Source organism: Pseudomonas sp. GWSMS-1 (assembly GCF_049847425.1).
Lineage (GTDB): Bacteria > Pseudomonadota > Gammaproteobacteria > Pseudomonadales > Pseudomonadaceae > Aquipseudomonas.
The window spans coordinates 3735103-3753739 of sequence record NZ_JBMHHV010000005.1 but is presented as its reverse complement, the minus strand read 5'-3'; the positions used below and the strand labels follow the sequence as shown (position 1 = coordinate 3753739).

Below are 18637 nucleotides of genomic sequence, written 5' to 3'. Positions count from 1 at the left end.
GTGACTACGTCTACTGAGCAATGGGATAAAGCTTTTTCGGTATTGCAACAATTTGAAAGGCAGCTGATAGATCCTTCAAACTTTGGGTGGAAGTATATTACCGATAAGTCTGGTGTGTCTAAGCCGACTCTGTGGCGAAACAAAGAATTTGAAAAAGAGTTTCAACGTATTAAGGAAGTTGTCAAAAGTTATGCTCGTGGTGAGAAACAGTTCGATCAAGAGACTTCACTGAAAGCGGCCAGAGATCGTGATCGAGATCACCAGATCGAGGTGCTCAAGGCACAGGTTCAGGAGCTGACGAAGCAATTAAATAGGGAGCGAGAAAGACTCATTTACGCCTCTATGATTGCTCGCCGTAAGAATATCGATCCTGCGGAATTCTTAGATGAGAGCCCAGTGTTTCGTAAGCCTGCCAAAGGCGGCTCGGTGGTCAAGCTGCCGTCAAAGGGGGGCTAGCCAATGTCGGTTGCTATCAACTGGCGTTGTACCGGCTTTTAATGCCTGCATGAGCCGCCGCCGAATTGACTGGCATCAATTTACCGATTGATGATTCTAGGTAACATGAGAGGATTCAGTTATCGTTCGGCCAGTCTCCAGAGTGGCATATCGCATGCGTCGACTTGGTTTTGTTCTAGCCCTGATTGTCAGCTTTATGCTCCCTTCTTTTGGCAGCATGGCTTCTGGCATCACGATGGAGCCTTGTCCGATGCAAAGCGCCATGGCCGATATGGATCATGCCGGCAGTGAGCCCCCTTGCTGTGAGGACATGAGCGACACTTCCAGTTCAGGCAACAAATCCCCCTGCAAGTCCGGCCAGGAATGCAAAACCAGTGGTCTCCTGCAAACGGTGGCGATCAAACCCTTCGCTCAATTGCATGCTTCCCCGCAAACAGCGCTGATCCAGCGGCTACTTCAACAAGAGTCTGCCGGTCTTTGGCGTCCACCCCGCGTCTCCTGATGCTCTGATCTGAAATGCGCTCCGCTAAGTGAGCGCTTTATTGCCGTCTGCATTTAGGCGGCATCGATCAACGTCATTGGAGACGAAAGCATGCCTGCTTTCCTTTTCGCACGCCGTGGTTGTTCGGGCGTGCTGGTTGTCGTGCTGTGGGTGAGTTCCTTTCTCACCGCGCAGGCGGAGCCACTTACGTTCGCCCGTGCTCAAACCCTGGCCGAACGTGCGGCCCCAGAGAATGTTGCCAGGCAGGCCCAAGTCGAGTCGGCACAACAGGCTGTGCTGCCGTCGGATGCCCTGCCCGATCCCAAGCTGATCCTGGGCGTGGATAACCTGCCGATTGAAGGCCCGGATCGCTACTCGCTTAATCGCGACTTTATGACCATGCGCCGCATTGGCCTGATGCAGGAAGTGCCTAACAGTCATAAGCGCCAGGCTCGCCGGCAACTGGCTGAGGCCACTGTTACCCGTGCCGAAGCGGAGCAACGCGCGATGCTCTTGGAGACCAAGCGGCAGACGGCGCTGAGCTGGCTCGATGTCTATTACGCCGAGCGCCGTGTTGAACTCTTCCATCAGTTGGATGAGCAGATCACCCTGCTGCGCTCAGCTGTTCAGGCCTTGATCGCCGGCAGTTCCGCGCGATCCAGTGAGCTTCTTCAGGCCGATCAGGACGCCTTAACGCTTGAGGACCGACGCGATGAGTTGGACCGTGATGTTGCGATTGCACGCGCCACGTTACGCCGCTGGGTAGGCGATGATGCGAGTCAGCCACTGGCCGGGACTCCACCTGTGCTTAGCTTGGAAGTACCGCACCTGCAGCATCGTCTGGGGGAACATCCAGATCTGCGGGCTGCGGCCGCCCGTGTGGGCGAAGCTAATGCTGAGCTGGCCGAGGCAGTTTCCGAGAAGAAGCCCGACTGGGGTGTGGAATTCGCCTACAACAACCGCGATAACCAGTTCGGTGACATGGTGATGCTGCAGTTCACCTTTGACCTGCCCATGTTCGTCGGCACTCGTCAGGGACCCAAGATCAACGCCAAGCAACACAGCGTGGCCCAGGTGGAGGCCGAACAGGAGGTGCTGCGGCGCACTCACCAAGCCGAACTGGAAAGCGGCCTCGCCGAGCTGGAGCAACTGCGCAAGACGTTGAACCGTACCGAACAACACCTTATCCCTTTGTCGAGTAAGCGCGTGGATCTGGAGCTTGCTGCCTACAAAGCGGGCAACAGTCAATTGGCAGCTGTGATCAATGCCCGTCGTGACTTGATTGAGGCAAAACTGCGGAAAATCGAACAACAGCGCCAGCTCAGCCAGCTCTCCGCAAGTTTGTATTACACCTATGTGGAGGGCCTGAAATGAAAGCGTCCGCTCTGAAGTATTGCCTAGTCGGGCTGGCCATTGCGGCAGCTGGAACCGCTGGTGGATTCTGGCTGGGCCAGCAAGGCTCATCCCATGATCAGATGCCAGCAGCAAAATCAGAAGATCGTCAGGTGCTCTACTGGTACGACCCGATGGTGCCGACTCAGCGCTTCGAGCAGCCAGGCAAGTCTCCCTTTATGGACATGGAACTGGTGCCCAAGTATGCCGGCACTGAGCAGGATACGACTGCTCTCAGCGTGCCTACGCAAGCAATTCAGAACCTAGGCATGCGCACTTCGACGGTCGTACGGCAGTACTACCGTCCGGTATCGATGCGGTAGGTTCACTGGCCTACAACCAGCGCGAAGTCGCTACTTTGCAGGCGCGCTCTGCCGGCTTTGTCGAGCGGGTATATGGCCGTGCCCCCGGAGATGTACTGCCTGCAGGAACTCCGTTGGCTGACCTGCTGATACCCGAGTGGTCTGCTGCCCAGCTTGAGTTCATCGCGGTATTGCAGAGCGGTGATGCTCGGCTGGTCGACGCCGCGCGTGAACGCCTGCGCCTGCTGGGTATGCCCAAAGGGTTGATCGATCATGTGCAACATACCCTTAAACCGAAGGCATTGCAGACATTGGTCACCCCAATTGGCGGTGAGTTGCTGTCCCTGGAGGTACGCGCTGGCATGGCGGTTTCGGCAGGCCAAGACCTGGCACGCCTCAATGGGCTGTCGAGCATCTGGCTCGACGCGGCCATCCCTGAGTCCCAGGCCGCAGCGGTTCAGCTTGGCGCGCAGATCAGTGCAAGCCTGACTGCTTTTCCAGGCCAAACTCTCAAAGGCCGAGTGATTGCACTATTGCCGAGTGCCGACGTGCAGACACGAACGCTGACCGTGCGCAGTGAGCTGCCCAATCCAGAAGGCAAGTTACGCCCCGGTATGTTTGCATCGGTGCGGCTCAATAGCGCAGACGAGCAGCCGGTGCTGCTTATTCCTAGCGAGGCGGTGATTCGCACCGGTAAACGCGCTCTGGTCATGCTAGCTGAAGGTGAAGGACGATACCGTCCTCATGAGATCCAGGTCGGGCGGGAAGCCGATGGCCGCTTCGAAGTGCTTGCGGGCCTCTCTGAGGGGCAGGCGGTGGTGACTTCAGGGCAGTTCCTGATTGATTCGGAAGCCAGTTTACAGGGGGTGATGGCACAGGTAGGCGACCCTGTTCCCGTGCAGGCCCCGCTGCATGAGTCCCAGGGTGTGATCCGCGAACTTGATGATCAAACGGTCACGCTGGAGCACGGCCCTTTCGAGAGCCTCGGTATGCCAGGCATGACCATGGTTTTTGATTTGGCCAAGCCAGAAGTCGCGGTTGGATTGAAGATAGGCGACGCCGTCCGCATTGGAGTACGACAAAGCGATGCCGGATTATTCGTTGAGCAGCTCAATAAACAAGGAGCGAGCCAATGATCGCGCGCTTGATCCATTGGTCAATTGGCAACCGCATTCTGGTCTTGTTGGCGACCCTGTTTATCACTGCCTGGGGCATCTGGTCTTTACGTAGCACACCGCTAGATGCCTTACCGGATCTCTCCGACACTCAGGTGATCATCCGCACCAGCTTCCCAGGCCAGGCCCCTCAGATCATCGAGAACCAGGTGACCTACCCGCTGGCTAGCACCATGCTTTCTGTGCCTGGGGCGAAGACCGTGCGTGGTTATTCGTTCTTCGGCGACTCGTTTGTCTACGTGTTATTCGAGGACGGCACAGACCTTTATTGGGCGCGTTCCCGCGTACTGGAGTACCTCAACCAGGCGCAGGATCGACTGCCTGAAGGGGTCACCACCACCCTTGGTCCCGACGCCACTGGCGTGGGCTGGATCTACCAATACGCCTTGGTGGATCGCAGCGGCAAACATGACCTCTCGCAGTTGCGCTCAATCCAGGATTGGTTTCTTAAGTACGAGCTGAAAAGCCTACCTAGCGTAGCGGAGGTCGCCACGTTAGGCGGCATGGTCAAGCAGTATCAGGTCGTGCTCGATCCGCAGAAGATGGTTGCCTACGGTGTGACTCAGCGGGAGATCGAGGTGGCGTTGCAGGGGGCGAATCAGGAAACCGGGGGGCCGTCCTTGAGTTAGCCGAGCGTGAATACATGGTGCGTGCCTCTGGCTATCTCGAAAGCCTGGAGGACTTTCGCAATGTACCGTTGCGTACGTCACAGACCGGCATACCGATTTTGCTTGGCCAGGTAGCAAGCATTCAGCTCGGCCCGGAGATGCGCCGTGGCATAGCCGAGCTAGATGGTGAAGGCGAAGTGGTCGGTGGTGTGGTGATCATGCGCTCGGACAAGAACGCTCGCGAGGTGATCAGCGCAGTAAAAGAGAAGCTGGACAGCTTGCGCGCAAGCTTACCCGCGGGCGTCGAGTTGGTGACAACCTATGACCGCTCCCAGTTAATTGACCGGGCCATAGACAACCTCAGCTTCAAGCTGCTGGAAGAGTTTGTGGTCGTCGCCCTGGTCTGCCTGATCTTTCTCTGGCACCTGCGCTCCTCGCTGGTGGCGATCATTACCCTGCCGCTCGGCATCCTTATGGCTTTTATCGTCATGCGTCATCAGGGCATCAACGCCAACATCATGTCCTTAGGTGGCATCGCCATCGCCATTGGTGCCATGGTCGATGCGGCCGTGGTGATGATTGAGAACGCCCACAAGCACATCGAAACGTGGAAAGAGCAGCATCCGAACGAGCGCCTGCAAGGCGACACGCATTGGCAGGTGATCGGCAAGGCGGCTGCTGAGGTTGGCCCTGCGCTGTTCTTCAGTTTGCTGATCATTACCCTGTCGTTTCTCCCGGTGTTTACCCTCGAAGCCCAGGAGGGCCGGCTGTTTGGTCCGCTGGCATTTACCAAAACCTATGCCATGGCTGCTGCTGCCGGGCTGTCAGTCACTCTGGTACCGGTGCTAATGGGCTACTGGATACGCGGACATATACCCAATGAGCAGAAAAACCCCCTGAACCGTTGGCTGATCGCGGCCTATCGGCCTGTACTTGAAGCGGTGCTGGCATGGCCGAAGACCACTTTGGCATTGGCATTACTGGTCTTCGTCTCCAGTCTCTGGCCGCTAAGTCGGCTTGGCGGTGAGTTTCTGCCAGCGATGGACGAAGGCGACCTGCTCTACATGCCCTCGGCATTGCCCGGCCTTCCAGCAAGTAAAGCAACTGAGCTGCTGCAACAGACTAACCGCATGATTCTCAGTGTGCCGGAAGTGGCGCAGGTGTTCGGCAAAGCAGGCCGAGCAGAGACCGCCACCGACCCCGCGCCACTGGAGATGTTCGAAACTACGGTGCAGTTCAAACCACGCGATCAGTGGCGCGATGGCATGACAGCGGAGAAGCTGATCGATGAGCTTGATCAAGCGGTAAAAGTCCCCGGGCTTTCGAACATCTGGGTACCACCGATCCGCAACCGCATCGACATGCTCGCCACCGGTATAAAGAGTCCTATCGGGGTGAAGGTTGCCGGCACTTCGTTGGTCGATATTGAGCGCATCACCCGTGAGATCGAAGGGGTGGCCAAACAGGTGCCGGGGGTGAGTTCGGCGCTGGCTGAACGACTGACTGGCGGGCGTTACGTGGATATAAAAATCAATCGCCTGGCCGCAGCGCGTTATGGCCTCAACGTCGATGAAATCCAGGCGGTGGTGTCAGGTGCTATTGGTGGCAGCAACATCGGTGAAACCGTAGAAGGGTTGGCGCGCTATCCGATCAATCTGCGTTATCCCCGCGAGTGGAGAGACAGCCCCGAGGCGTTGCAACGGCTGCCCATCCTTACGGCGGCAGGCCAGCAGATCACGCTCGGTTCTGTGGCCGACATAAGCCTGAGCGAAGGACCACCGATGCTGCGCAGCGAAAACGGGCGTCTTTCCGGTTGGGTCTATGTCGATGTCCGCGACCGTGACCTGGCGTCGACCGTACGTGAGCTCCAGCAGCGGGTGGCCGAGTCTGTGCAGCCCGATGCGGGCATGACCATTTCCTACTCCGGGCAGTTCGAGTTTTTGGAACGCGCCAATGCACGCCTAACCTGGGTGGTTCCGGCGACACTGCTGATTATCTTCGTGCTGCTCTATCTGACCTTCAATCGTTTGGCCGAGGCCTTGCTGATCATGGCCACCTTACCGTTCGCCCTGACAGGCGGTGTCTGGCTGCTCTACTGGCTGGGTTTCAACCTCTCGGTGGCCACTGGCGTCGGCTTTATTGCGCTGGCGGGAGTTTCGGCAGAGTTTGGGGTGATCATGCTGATCTATCTGCAGAACGCCTGGCATTCCCGAGTTGAAGCAGGGCGCACAGATAATCCTGCTTTGCTTGAGTCCATTCGAGAGGGGCGGTACTGCGCGTGAGGCCGAAGGTGATGACGGTCGCGGTGATCATTGCCGGACTATTGCCGATCCTCTGGGGCGATGGAGCGGGATCTGAAGTCATGAAGCGAATTGCCGCACCGATGGTCGGCGGGATGATCACCGCACCGTTGCTGTCGATGCTGGTGTTGCCGGCTGCCTACTGGTTGATGCGGCGCAAAGGGGAGGAGCATGATGTAGCAGGTCTGGGGATGACTCGGGGTAACTGGAGAGGAAGTCTGAGTTGCCCCTGTCATTTAATATTTTTGGGTATACGGATTTAATGGTTGATGGGGCACCTTCACCCCATCAATCTGATACCACCCTCAGATGGTTGATAGATCGACTCCGTAGTTGAGTTCCTCTGCGAAGTCCGGCAGTCCGTAACCGATGGTTTTCTTGTAGAAAGGAGAGACCTTCGCAGTCGGTGCCTTCTTCTTGTGCTTCGTGGTGTAGAGCATTCGTGCCCGCATCACCTCGAAGGAGTAACCGCGCCCTTCACGGTTCTTGTCCTTGGCCAGTCGGTTGATGGACTCCGTGTAAGCGTTGGTGACGGGCATGTCCGTCTCGAAGTAGGTCATGGTCTCTTCGCGCCAGTTTCCCACTGCCCTGACCAGATCGCTCCAGACTTCCTTTTGGCCCTTCGGGATGGTGGCTATCCACTCGTCCAGGGCGGCTTCTGCCTGGAGCCGTGTGGTGGCGTCCCAGATGCCGTAGAAGCGCTCCTTGTGCTCGTAGGCGGCCAGCAGTTGCGGGAACGCGCCTGTCCAAGTCTCCATGATGAGGCGCTCCCGGTCTGAGACTTCGTGAGCGCGTTTCAGCAGGATTTTCCGGTCTCCCTTGAGAGTCCGGCTCTGGGACGGTTTCAGCTCCTTTCTGAGGCCCTTGCGCACTCTCTCTAGGGCATCGTTGGCCATGCGCACCACATGGAACTTATCGACCACGATACGGGCCTGGGACAGCACAGCCTTGACCGCTGCCCGGTAGGGGTTCCACATGTCCATGCTGACGATCTCGACCTTCTGCCGGTCTTTCAGCTTCATCAGGTAGTTGGTCACCACGTCCTGGCGGCGGGTGGCCAGCAGGTCGAGCAGGGTTCGCTCCTCAATGTTGGTCAGAATGCAGCGGTAGCGCTTGTTCAGGTATAGCTCGTCAATGCCCAGGATGCGGGGCGTCTCGAAGCGGTGCCAGCGCCCCAGGAACTCGGCGCGGGCGTTGAAGATGTCGCGCACCGTCTTCTCGTCCAGGCCGGTCTGTGCCGCCACAAAGGTGTAGGGGTGGTTGAAGGATTCCTTCTCCACGTACTCATGCAGCCGCAGTGTCATACGGAATCCGTCCACCATCTCCGGTAGCTGGGGCCTGAATGTTGTCTTGCAGGCCCGGCAGGTGTATCGGCGGCGGACCACCCAGAGAGTGACCCGCTTGCCGTGGATGGGCAGATCACGATAGGGAACGTCACGCTTGCCGAACCGTACGAACTCACCCTGCACGCCGCATTCCTCGCAGGCGATGGGATCGGGCACGTCCACCTGGAAGTGCATTTCGTCGTCGGTAGATTTGCAGCCCAGTACTTGGTATTGCGGCAGGTGAAGGATGTTGTCGGGAAGTTCGGTCATGGTGTTGTATAGGCGTAGGTGTCAGTCAGATCCATCCGACTCGGCATTGGTGTTTGCTTTTTTACCCAACAAGCTGCTGGAAACTAAAAGTAAGGCACCGAGGACAATTGCAATATCAGCCAGGTTGAAGGCCGGCCAATGCCAGTCTCGCCAATAGAAATCAAAGGAATCCACAACATAGCCGCGAAAGACCCGGTCAATCAGGTTGCCCATGGCGCCACCGAGGATAAGACTGTAAGCGATGGCTTCTCCTTTATGACGATTTTCAAGGATCAGCTTGATCAGAAAAATCGAGACCACTACCGCGATTCCGATAAAAAAGTAGCGCTGCCAGCCTCCACCATTCGCAAAAAGACTGAATGCGGCACCGGTATTCCATACGTGTACCCAGTTAAAGAATGAGGTCACTGAAATAGACTCGCCATATGCCATTGATTGTTGCACCAGCCATTTTACGGCCTGATCAGACGCTGCCAGCAGGCCGGAGATGGACAACAGAGCGTACGGTGACAGATGTTTGCCAAAAATGGACATTGCTTAATCCTTGAGCGCCAGAATGCGTCTAGCACCGTTAAGCACAATTACCCCCGCGATGGTGCCGATAATCAGATCCGGATAATTGGACCCGGTCCACGCGACCAGAGCGCCGGCGGTGATGACCCCCAGGTTGATCACCACGTCGTTGGCCGAGAATATCCAGCTTGCCTTCATGTGCGCCCCGCCCTCCCGATGTTTGGATATGAGCAGCAGACAACTGGTATTGGCAATCAATGCGACGAATGCGATAGCCATCATCACCAGCGATTCAGGCTCACTACCGAATACAAAGCGTCTCACCACCTCTATGAGTACGCCCACAGCCAAGATCAGTTGCAGTACACCAGCAAGATGCGCGGCACGGGTAATCCCCCCTGAAATCAGTGCTCGTCAGAAGTAGAATTTTCTCCTAATCGGATCAAGGAAATTTTGCGTGAAGACATCGCGTTTTTCGGACAGCCAGATCATCGCCATCCTCAAGCAGGCCGAAGCCGGCAGCCCAGTTCCGGAGCTGTGCCGCGAGCATGGCATCAGCTCGGCGACCTTTTACAAGTGGCGCGCCAAGTTCGGCGGCATGGACGCCTCGTTAATGGCCCGGCTGCGTGAGCTGGAGGAGGAGAACCGCCGTCTCAAGAAGATGTATGCCGAAGAGCGCCTGAAGGCCGAGATCATTCAGGAGGCGATGGCAAAAAAGTGGTGAAGCCATCTCGGCGGCGAGAGATGGCGCAGCGTGCAGTTCGCTCGGGCCGGATCAGTATCAAGCAGGCGTGTCTGGCCTTCGAGGTCAGCGTCACCTGCTATCGCTACCAACCGCGGTTGTCCTCGGAGAATGCCGAGATCGCCGATCATCTGATCCGGCTTACGCACAGCCAGCGCAACTGGGGTTTCGGTCTGTGCTTCCTGTACCTGCGCAACGTGAAAGGTCACCGCTGGAATCACAAGCGGGTGTACCGGATCTATCGGGAGCTGGAGCTGAACCTACGAATCAAGCCGCGCAAGCGCATCGTGCGTGAGAAGCCCGAGCCACTGGCGGTGCCGGAAGCGATCAATCACTGCTGGTCGATGGACTTCATGCATGATCAGTTGGCCGATGGTCGCAGCTTCCGCCTGTTCAACCTGATCGACGACTTCAACCGTGAAGCCCTGGCCATGGATATCGACTTGTCTCTGCCGGCGGAACGTGTGGTGCGCGCACTGGATCAGGTCATCGAGTGGCGTGGCAAACCACGGGCCATTCGCAGCGACAACGGGCCGGAATACATCAGCAGCAAGCTCGTGCTGTGGGCAGAAAAGCATGGCATCCGTCTGGAACATATCCAGCCCGGGAATCCCCAGCAGAATGCCTACGTCGAGCGCTACAACCGCACGGTGCGTTACGACTGGCTTGGGCATTACCTGTTCGAATCCATCGCCGAGGTGCAAGAGCACGCCACTCGATGGGTCTGGACATACAATCACGAACGGCCAAATATGGCCCTGGGAGGCATCACCCCCAAACAGAAGTTGGCTCTCGTGGCCTGACCTCTACTTCTGGCAAGTACTAAAAATGGGGGGATTACCCACGTACCTGCATTTTCACGCTATGTCCAACCGCATAAAGGGCAAGCCCGTACACCGCCGCATCGGCAAAATTGTCCAGGGATTCTCCAATCAGGCCGGTGGACCGGGCGATCAGACCGGCAGTCATTTCCACCACGAACAGAAGTGCATTGATGCCGAGCAACCAGCGCAGGGTCCCGGATTCTTGCTTAGCAGAAGCTGCCGAAAACTCGGCGGCCTTGATGGTCTCCGGATTTGCAGCGACGGTTTCCTGAAGCGAGGCGCCTAGCCCCAAGGTCTTCAGTTTCGAGGTGACGGGCTCGACCTCGCCGTCATGCACGACCTTCAGCCGGCGGTTCGACAAGTCGAAGGACAGTGCCCGAATCCCCTCAACGCCGTTCAGGGCCAGGCGAATCATGCGCTCTTCTGATGGACAGTCCATCTTCGGCACGGCATAAACACTGACCCATCTCCCTGGCGCCTCGGAGGAGGCCTGTATATCGGTATCCGCTGCGGACGTTGCATCACCGCCACAGGCGCCACCACAGGATTTGCTCATGATACGACTCCACTTGAACAATGTTGTGGTGCCATTTAAAACTATAAAGCTACTATAAGGTCAATAGAGTAAAGAATCCGTTGGGGAGGAGGCTGATGCGCATTGGTCAGTTGGCGCAGTTGGTAGGGGTCGAAACACAGACGATCCGCTTCTATGAACAGCAGGGCTTGTTGCCGCCGCCTGATCGGCAGGACAACGGTTACCGTGTCTATACCGAGAAGCATGGTGAGGGGCTGGCCTTCATCCGTCGCTGCAGAATCCTGGGCCTGTCACTGGCTGAGATTCACGAACTACAGAGCTATCAGGACGACCCTCATCAGCCTTGTACCGCCGTCAACGCCTTGCTCGATGATCACATCTCTCATGTGCGGTCGCAGATAACCGCTCTGCAAGCGCTTGAGAAACAACTCGTTTCACTGAGAGCGAGTTGCAACGATGACCGGGAAGTTGAGGCGTGTGGGGTTCTTGCTGGAATTAGCGAAGGAAACATGCACCAGCAGTAGGTGAAGCATCAACCAGATAATCCGATGAGATGCCGGTCTGTCTCACTCTCATGCAAAGGTAAGATCAACCATTTAATCCGCTTACCCATATTTTTGAGCTACTAAAAAGCTCCCTAATACTGCAATTACGAAGATGTAATTTTCGCTTCACTTTGATGACAGGTGCCTACGTTTATATTTTCACTACAACCTAAGTAGAGGAATTAAACGTGAACATTCTTAAAGCTGTCTTGGCGGTATCTATTCTTTCTGCATCGTCCCTGGTTATGGCCGAAGGCGGCGGTGACCGCGTCTATGGTCGAATGATTCAGGATAATGAAAGAGCGATGCAGGAATACGCTGCTGCTCGTGGCAAGACTCCACCCGAGGTGACTCACTATCGCTACGGCATGAAGCTGGACATCGCGAAGGTTGTACATACGAGTCCTACAGGCTCTGGTTGCGAGGTAATGCCGGCTCAGATGACCTATGAGGACTCCAGCGGCGATTTGCAGACTATTGAATATCGGGCAATGGGTACAGCCTGCCGGAATCAAAACTGAGCTACATAGGAGCTTACAGGTCACTGACTTAAAAGTAATTTTCAAGTCACCCTGACGTTATTTGGCGTGTGGAAGTATGGCGTGAGCGCGCACGGGCGATGCCTGGCGCGCTACGGCAACTACTACAAGAAATCTCACCGAGATAAAACTGCCAAATAATTCAGGAGTGTCACATGAATAACCCCTTTTTTGCTTATCGCTGATAGCTCTGAGTATCGGCACCGGACAGGCTGCAATTGCCGCCGAAGAAAAGGCCGAAGGCTTCGTCGAGGGCAGCAGCCTCACTATTCTGAATCGCAACCTCTATTTCAATCGCGACTTTCGTAAGGGTCAGTCGAGCGGCACAGGTAATGGTTACTCGGAAGAGTGGGCCCATGGAATCATCGGGCAGTTTGAGTCTGGATTCACCGAGGGTACCGTTGGCTTTGGTATCGACGCGTTTGCGATGCTGGGCCTGAAACTCGACTCTGGTGATGGGCGATCTGGCGCAGGTGGCTCCGTTGATGTGATGCCTTACAACAGTGCAGGGCAACCCGAGGATGACTACTCCAAGGTGGGAGGTGCGGTTAAAGCCAGGTTCATGGATACAGTTATCAAAGCTGGCGATGTTTTCCCTGTCAGCCCCGTCGTTCAATACGGCGACTCGCGACTCCTGCCCGAAAGCTTCCGCGGTATCACCGTGGCCAACAACAGTATTGACGGCTTGGCCCTGCAAGGTGGCCGCCTGCATTCAATGAGCGAGCCCAACTCAAGCAGCATGCGCGATGGCTTCGCAACGTTCTATGCGGGCTCCGTCGACGCCCCCTGGATTGCCTATTTTGGTGGTGATTACTCGGTCAACGACAACGTCGGCATCAGCCTCTATACCAGCCGTCTCAAAGATGCTTGGAACCAGTACTACGCTGGTACCACGTTGAGCTATCCGCTCTCCGACGATGTTGCCTTGATCGGTGGACTTAATTACTACAAAGCTGTCGATGAGGGAAAACAGCATCTGGGCAGCTTCGATAACAACATCTGGAGCGGTAAGGCTGGAGTACAATTTGGTGCCCATACCGTCATGGTTGGCATTCAGCGCAATAACGGCGATGACGATTTCGATTACCTGCGTCAATCCGACTCGATCTACCTGGATAATTCCATCCAGTACAGCGACTTCAACTCGCCCAAGGAAAAGTCCTGGCAGGTGCGCTATGACTTGGACATGGAGCCTTTTGGTGTACCCGGCCTGAGCTTCATGACCCGCTACGCGCAGGGCTGGGATGCTGACTACACCAACGCCAACGAGGTTTACATGCGGCGCGGCGATGATGGTAATCCGCTGACCGATCAGAAACGGTGGGAGCGCGACATCGAAGCCAAGTACGTCGTGCAAGCCGGATCACTGAAAGACATGTCCTTCCGCATTCGCCAGGCAACGACCCGTGCAACCGACTTCGAGTCAGATTTGGATGAGGTTCGTCTCATCGTCGAGTACCCACTCGAAGTGCTTTAAAGCGTCATCGGCAAGTGCCCTGCGGCCCTCGCCTCGCTTCACTGCTGTCCCCTGTATTGCTCCTTTGGTTTGGAGACAGCCTTCGGCACCCTCGGGTGCCTTTTTTCATACGGATCTATGCGGCTAGTTGTGTTGCTAGTCGTAAAGGGCTGTATTGAGGGGAACAGAGGGCGCAGGAGTGAGAAATCGTTATTCCGAGCACTCACCTTTAAATGAAAAGTCTGAGTGCTCGGTTCTAGCTGGGAATATTACTGCGCGGGGTAGTCGGCAATAACTTGGTCAGTACCCGCCTTGGTCAACCCGATAACCTGATAGGAATGCTGCGTACCACCAACTTCCATACCAGGTGAGCCTGCCGGCATGCCGGGAACGGCGATACCAGCCAGATCATCACGTTTGGATAGTTCGATGATTTGCGCTGCTGGTACGTGACCTTCGACGAATTTGCCGTCGATCACGGCGGTGTGGCAGGACGCCAGTCGTGGTGCAACACCGAGTCGTTGCTTCACCGAGGTCATATCGCGCTCGACATGGTCGATGACGTTGAAGCCGTTCGCTTCCAAGTGCGAGATCCACTTCTTGCAGCATCCGCAATTTGCATCACGGTGTACGTCGATTGTCAGGGCATCAGCTGAATGAACTGCCGAGGTCATAAACAAGACGGCCAGCACCGTCACTCGCGCTCCGTTACGTTTAGCTGTCATGAAGGTGCTCTTTGCCATCGGCATGGGTGTGAGTGTTGGGAGTAGCGGCCGGGATCTGCTCCTTTTGAGCTGGCTCTGTTTCGTGATGACCAGCGCCACCTTCGGCTGTTGGGCCATCCGTCGCATGATGGTCTGCGCCGCTGCCTGATGGCGTCATATCTGCTGCGTGATGATCTGCACTGCTCGACGAATCACCGTGATGATCGGCACCTGCGTTCGCCTTTGAACTATCCGAAGCATGATGATCTGTCGCAGCCTCAGGCTCGGCGTGATGATCCGCCTTGGCGCTTCCATGTTGACCTTCGTGGTTATGCATCTGGGTCTCACCGCCGCCATGATCGTGACCGCCGCTCGATGCAACTAGGGCTTGATACTGCCCGGCATCCATTTTCGGCAGTTGATCGAGGAACGCGACCATGCCCCAGATGTACTGATCACCCATGCTCTTACCCCAGGCCGGCATGCCTGTGGCCTTGATACCGTGCTTGATCACCCAAAATGCAGCGGCTGGATTGCCATCGATGCCAACCTTGGTCAGGTTCGGCGGAGCGGGATACAGCGATTGGCTAAGTTCTGTTTCAGCAACACCCGGTGCCAAATGACAGCCGATGCACATAGAGTTGTAGTTGCCAGCCCCGGCTTTGATAAGCGCGTCATCATTGAGGTTGGGCACTTCTATATCTTTGGACCGCACTTCGATAGAGCGGTCTCTGGCCATTGTCAGGAAAGCATGTACTGCCGGGAAGTGAGGGTCATCGGCACCCACGTTGACCAAGCCCAAGTAGGCACCACCAACTAATGCAGCGCTTCCGACGACACCTGCTGCCACTAAGGTTTTAATTGTTCTTTTCATGTCAGGCTCTCAAAACCACATCCGAATACCGGCAACGAAGCGTGCCTCCTCAACATCATCACCCTCATCTCGCACCAAATCGGCCGTGTTGCCGAAGGAGCGACTCCAGGAAACGCCGATGTAGGGTGCGAACTGGCGAATGATCTCGTAACGCAGTCGCAGACCGACCTCGGCATTGGCCAGGCCGGAGCCGATGCCTCGCTCGGGATCGTTCTTGCCGTAGAAATTCACTTCAGCGGTCGGCTGAAGGATTAGGCGATTGGTCAGCAGGATGTCGTACTCGCCCTCTACGCGCGCAGCCGTCTGGCCGTTCTCGCCGACAAAGGCAGTGGCCTCCGCCTCGAAGGCATACAGCGCCATACCCTGGATGCCGAATGCGGCCCAAGTCTGTGGCGACTCTGGCTTGAAGTCTTGGCGAACGCCCGCGACTACATCCCACCAGGGACCAATCGAGCGGCCGTACAAGGCCTGCAATTCAGCATCCTCAGTGACGCCATTGGTGCGTTCACCTTCGGAGCGAAGCCAGAGACGATTGATGTCTCCGCCAATCCAGCCGGACGCATCCCAAGCCAAGGTGCTGCCTTCATCGGCATCTTGGTATTCGAGCTGGTCGAGCAGGAAAAAGCTGTTGATGGCGCTGTCGTGAACCTTGTGGCCTGGCAAAGGCGGGAACGCTGCTTCACGATCCGCATCTGTCAGCACTGGGATAGGCGTGCGACTGGTCGTTCTTGGGGCTTCAGCGGAGCCATGGTTCATCTTTGAATGATCCATACCTCCCATCTGCCCCTGCATAGCGCCGTGACCCATCTTGCTGTGGTCCATTGCCGGAGCCTTTTCTTGGCTCTGGCTATGGCCCATCTGGCTATGATCCATGCCCTCCATCGGCTCTTTGGCAGAACCGTGGTTCATCTTGCTATGGTCCATCGGCATGGAACCGTGGCCCATTGCCGAATGATCCATTTCTTCCGCAGCGAGGGTGAGCCCGCTGCCAAGCATGCTCAGCGACACTGCCAGTGCTGTTAGGGACGGACGTAAAAACCTAGTGGTCATGGTTCGAACCTGCTTCGGCTTCGGTGCCGCCATGCTTATCCATCATGCTTTCATGGTCCATGCCGCCATGGTTCATGTCCCCGTGATCCATCTGCTGACTAGCAGCCGTTTCCTTCGCTTGTGCGGCCTTCTTGTCAGGTACCGATTTGGGAGCCTGTGTCTCAGTAGCATGTTGTTCGTGCTCACTGTGATCTTTACCGGCCAACAACACCGGAGCATGCAGGGCAGCCAAAAGGCTCAACACGGTAGCGCTGCCAACCAGGGCCTTCCGCTTCATAAAAGTGCTCATCAAATATCTCCTTTACTCATCCACACGAACTTCACGGAACATGCCCATTTCCATGTGGAGTAGTAGGTGGCAGTGGTAAGCCCAGCGCCCCAATGCATCGGCAGTTACTCGATAACTGCGTTTGGAACCTGGCGGCATGTCGATGGTGTGTTTACGAACCATGAAGTTGCCGTTCGCATCCTCCAGATCACTCCACATGCCGTGAAGGTGGATGGGGTGAGTCATCATGGTGTCGTTGACCAGCGTGATGCGGACACGCTCGCCGTACTTAAGGCGCAAAGGCTCGGCATCCGAGAACTTGATGCCGTCGAAGGACCAGGAGAACTTCTCCATGTGCCCGGTGAGGTGCAGCTCAATAGTTCGGCTGGGTTCGCGGCCATCTGGGTCGGGGAAGATGCTTTTCAAGTCTGAATAGGTCAGCACGCGACGACCATTGTCGCGTAGGCCGATACCTGGATCGTCCAGCTTGTGGGTCGGAGTCATGGTTTGCATGTCGACCAGCGGGTTATTGGTTTCAGAGGCCGGATGCGATTGCATTGCTGCGCCCATACCCGCCATACCTGAATGGTCCATGCCGGCCATTTTGCTGTGGTCCATACCGGCCATATCACCTTGCATTCCGCCAGCGTCCATCCCGGCCATCTTGCTGTGATCCATGCCGCTCATGCCGCCTTGCATGCTGCTGTGGTCCATGCCCGCCATGCTGCCGTGATCCATACCCATGTCGCCCATGGCGATCAGGGGACGAGGATCGGTTTCGGGTACTGGCGCGCTCAAACCTTCACGTGTAGCCAAAGTGCCGCGGGCATAGCCGGTGCGATCCATGGACTGGGCGAAAATCGTGTAAGCCTCTTGGTCCGCGAGCTCGACAATCACGTCGTAGGTCTCGGCCACGGCGATGCGCAGCTCATCGACGCTGACTGGCTTGACGTGCAGGCCATCGGCCGCAACCACCGTCATCTTCAGGCCTGGAATTCGCACGTCGAAGTAGGTCATGGCCGAGCCGTTAATGAAGCGCAAACGGAGTTTTTCACCCGGTTTGAAGATACCTGTCCAGTTCCCATTAGGTGCCTGGCCATTCATCAGGTAGGTGTAGGTATAGGCACTGACGTCGGCAAGATCGGTGGGGCTCATCTTCATCTCGGCCCACATCTTGCGATCAGCAACTGCTGCCGACCAACCTTGCTCGCTCACGTCATTGATAAAGTCGCCTACGGTGCGCTTGTGCTGGTTGTAGTAGTCCGACTGCTTCTTGAGCTTGGCCAATAACCGGGTTGGGTCTTCATCCGTCCAATCAGTCAGCATCACCACGTAATCACGGTCATAGCTGAACGGCTCAGGCTCTTTGGCATCGATGACCAGGGCACCGTAAACGCCGATTTGCTCCTGCAATCCGGAGTGGCTGTGGTACCAGTAGGTACCATTTTGATTGACCTTGAATTTGTATTCGTACATGCCATCGGGCGCGATGCCGTGGAAGCTCAAGCCAGGCACACCGTCCATGTTCGCGGGCAAAATGATGCCGTGCCAGTGGATCGAGGTGTCTTCGGCTAAACGGTTTTTCACGCGCAGCGTGACGGTATCGCCTTCCCGCCAGCGCAAAATTGGCCCTGGAATGGACCCATTAATAGCCATCGCGGTCCGGGCTGCTCCGGTAATGTTCACTGGCGTTTCACCAATGAATAAGTCGAAGTCGGTGCCAGTCAATACGTTGGGCTGACCTGGGCTGGTCACCGCCCAAACGGGAGTGCGCCACAAGCCAAGGCCTCCGAGAATGCCGGTGGCGGCCAGGCCTTTAACGAAGGTTCGTCTTGAGGTTTTGCAGTGCATACCGTTATGTCCAATCAGTTGGAGGAACCAGGGTAAACAACCGTGAATTCAGGATGATTGTCAGCTTCATCCTGGGAGGGTTTCCCTATTAGCCTTGCCCACTGCCGTGACTTTTCAAATCGGTTCGACAGCGAGCTTGAGAAATTGCCATATCTCAACCGGCTAAGTGATTACATTTCTGTCAGGTTGGCCGTGTACTAGCAGTCGGCGTGGTCGGCTGTTTGGGTTTTATTACTTGCAACCGGCGACTCTTTTTTCTGTTGCTGGGCCAATTGATAGGCTTCCATCGATACCTTGCTGGCCTGTTCCATGCGAGCAAAAGTACGGTCGGCACCGCCTTCGGCCATCGCCAAAGAAGAAGCGGTAAGCGCGATAACCACGAACAGGGTTTTGATTGATTTCATCTGGAAAGTCCTCGATTTAGTTC

Annotated in this window: 15 protein-coding genes and 4 pseudogenes; 9 read left to right on the top strand and 10 right to left on the bottom strand. The window is 56.3% G+C overall.

Annotated elements, in window-relative coordinates; genetic code table 11:
- From ACEPAJ_RS21150 to ACEPAJ_RS21130, 5 genes and pseudogenes are all read left to right on the top strand, one after another.
- Positions 1 to 456 (top strand): hypothetical protein, encoded by a 456-nt coding sequence (locus ACEPAJ_RS21150; protein ID WP_170050759.1) that lies wholly within the window; start codon positions 1 to 3, stop codon positions 454 to 456.
- Between the two features lie 154 nt (positions 457 to 610).
- A complete protein-coding gene (locus ACEPAJ_RS21145) occupies positions 611 to 958 on the top strand; it encodes a hypothetical protein (RefSeq protein ID WP_425917651.1) in 348 nt (115 codons plus the stop codon).
- Positions 959 to 1048: 90 nt separating this feature from the next.
- Positions 1049 to 2311: a TolC family protein gene (locus ACEPAJ_RS21140; RefSeq protein WP_339731862.1), complete on the top strand. Its 1263-nt coding sequence runs from the start codon at positions 1049 to 1051 to the stop codon at positions 2309 to 2311.
- A pseudogene (locus ACEPAJ_RS21135) lies at positions 2308 to 3767 on the top strand (efflux RND transporter periplasmic adaptor subunit). Before ACEPAJ_RS21140 ends, ACEPAJ_RS21135 begins: the two are co-directional and overlap by 4 nt.
- Positions 3764 to 6977 (top strand): annotated as a pseudogene (locus tag ACEPAJ_RS21130) (efflux RND transporter permease subunit). Before ACEPAJ_RS21135 ends, ACEPAJ_RS21130 begins: the two co-directional pseudogenes overlap by 4 nt.
- Before the next feature lie 42 nt (positions 6978 to 7019).
- Here the strand turns inward: ACEPAJ_RS21130 and ACEPAJ_RS21125 are convergent.
- From ACEPAJ_RS21125 to ACEPAJ_RS21115, 3 genes and pseudogenes are all read right to left on the bottom strand, one after another.
- Entirely contained in the window at positions 7020 to 8309 is a 1290-nt protein-coding gene (locus tag ACEPAJ_RS21125) for an ISL3-like element ISPpu12 family transposase (protein WP_023628798.1), read from the bottom strand.
- Positions 8310 to 8330: 21 nt separating this feature from the next.
- Complete coding sequence (gene lspA, locus ACEPAJ_RS21120) at positions 8331 to 8843, bottom strand: signal peptidase II (protein WP_004813174.1); 513 nt, start codon at positions 8841 to 8843, stop codon at positions 8331 to 8333.
- Positions 8844 to 8846: 3 nt separating this feature from the next.
- A pseudogene (locus ACEPAJ_RS21115) lies at positions 8847 to 9209 on the bottom strand (cation transporter); the annotation flags it as partial.
- Positions 9210 to 9279: 70 nt separating this feature from the next.
- Here ACEPAJ_RS21115 and ACEPAJ_RS21110 point away from each other — a divergent pair.
- Positions 9280 to 10367 (top strand): IS3 family transposase gene (locus tag ACEPAJ_RS21110; protein WP_425916331.1). Its coding sequence is split into 2 segments (ribosomal slippage): positions 9280 to 9532 and positions 9532 to 10367, totalling 1089 coding nucleotides; the frame shifts between segments, so codons are not numbered across the junction.
- A gap of 40 nt (positions 10368 to 10407) precedes the next feature.
- Here the strand turns inward: ACEPAJ_RS21110 and ACEPAJ_RS21105 are convergent.
- A pseudogene (locus tag ACEPAJ_RS21105) lies at positions 10408 to 10944 on the bottom strand (cation transporter); the annotation flags it as partial.
- 95 nt (positions 10945 to 11039) lie between these two features.
- Here ACEPAJ_RS21105 and cadR point away from each other — a divergent pair.
- The 3 genes from cadR to ACEPAJ_RS21090 all read left to right on the top strand — a co-directional run bounded on the left by cadR (position 11040) and on the right by ACEPAJ_RS21090 (position 13484).
- On the top strand, positions 11040 to 11447 hold the full coding sequence (gene cadR, locus ACEPAJ_RS21100) for a Cd(II)/Pb(II)-responsive transcriptional regulator (RefSeq protein WP_004364961.1): 408 nt from the start codon (positions 11040 to 11042) through the stop codon (positions 11445 to 11447).
- 209 nt (positions 11448 to 11656) lie between these two features.
- A complete protein-coding gene (locus tag ACEPAJ_RS21095) occupies positions 11657 to 11989 on the top strand; it encodes a DUF2790 domain-containing protein (RefSeq protein WP_090250716.1) in 333 nt (110 codons plus the stop codon).
- Positions 11990 to 12188: 199 nt separating this feature from the next.
- Entirely contained in the window at positions 12189 to 13484 is a 1296-nt protein-coding gene (locus tag ACEPAJ_RS21090; RefSeq protein ID WP_425918139.1) for an OprD family porin, read from the top strand.
- Positions 13485 to 13732: 248 nt separating this feature from the next.
- On the opposite strand, the gene ACEPAJ_RS21085 is transcribed toward ACEPAJ_RS21090, so the two are convergent.
- From ACEPAJ_RS21085 to ACEPAJ_RS21060, 6 genes are all read right to left on the bottom strand, one after another.
- Complete coding sequence (locus ACEPAJ_RS21085; RefSeq protein ID WP_305253697.1) at positions 13733 to 14188, bottom strand: DUF411 domain-containing protein; 456 nt, start codon at positions 14186 to 14188, stop codon at positions 13733 to 13735.
- Complete coding sequence (locus ACEPAJ_RS21080) at positions 14178 to 15041, bottom strand: c-type cytochrome (RefSeq protein ID WP_305253698.1); 864 nt, start codon at positions 15039 to 15041, stop codon at positions 14178 to 14180. The genes ACEPAJ_RS21085 and ACEPAJ_RS21080 overlap by 11 nt, the downstream gene beginning before the upstream one ends.
- A gap of 9 nt (positions 15042 to 15050) precedes the next feature.
- The gene (locus ACEPAJ_RS21075) at positions 15051 to 16091 is read right to left on the bottom strand and encodes a copper resistance protein B (protein ID WP_305253712.1); all 1041 of its coding nucleotides are present in this window, start codon (positions 16089 to 16091) and stop codon (positions 15051 to 15053) included.
- The gene (locus ACEPAJ_RS21070; protein WP_305253699.1) at positions 16081 to 16380 is read right to left on the bottom strand and encodes a hypothetical protein; all 300 of its coding nucleotides are present in this window, start codon (positions 16378 to 16380) and stop codon (positions 16081 to 16083) included. The genes ACEPAJ_RS21075 and ACEPAJ_RS21070 overlap by 11 nt, the downstream gene beginning before the upstream one ends.
- Positions 16381 to 16392: 12 nt before the next feature.
- A complete protein-coding gene (locus ACEPAJ_RS21065) occupies positions 16393 to 18210 on the bottom strand; it encodes a copper resistance system multicopper oxidase (RefSeq protein ID WP_170050641.1) in 1818 nt (605 codons plus the stop codon).
- 197 nt (positions 18211 to 18407) lie between these two features.
- On the bottom strand, positions 18408 to 18614 hold the full coding sequence (locus ACEPAJ_RS21060; protein WP_170050642.1) for a co-regulatory protein PtrA N-terminal domain-containing protein: 207 nt from the start codon (positions 18612 to 18614) through the stop codon (positions 18408 to 18410).
- Positions 18615 to 18637: the final 23 nt, after the last annotated feature.